The organism is Haemophilus sp. UMB1048 (assembly GCF_030218125.1).
Taxonomy (GTDB): Bacteria; Pseudomonadota; Gammaproteobacteria; order Enterobacterales; family Pasteurellaceae; genus Haemophilus_D.
Genome location: NZ_JASOPB010000080.1, coordinates 1 through 289 on the forward strand (window position 1 = coordinate 1; position 289 = coordinate 289).

1 pseudogene is annotated in these 289 nt (G+C 61.6%); it reads left to right on the forward strand.

Annotation, left to right across the window (positions count from 1 at the left end):
* Window positions 1-289 (forward strand): annotated as a pseudogene (locus QP437_RS09960) (tryptophan--tRNA ligase); the annotation flags it as partial.

Below are 289 nucleotides of genomic sequence, written 5' to 3' on the forward strand. Positions count from 1 at the left end.
GGCCGAACTGGTGCCGGTGGGCGACGATCAGCTACCGATGATTGAACAGACCAACGAGATCGTCCACAAGATGAATAGCCTCACCGGCGAGCCGGTGCTGCGCCACTGCAAGGCGCTACTCAGCGACGTGAGCCGCCTGCCGGGCGTCGACGGTAATGCCAAAATGTCGAAATCGCTGGGCAATACGCTGACGTTATCGGCCACAGAGGAGGAGATCCACCACGCGGTCAGCGCGATGTATACCGACCCGACGCACCTGAGAGTCAGCGATCCGGGGCATGTCAAGGGC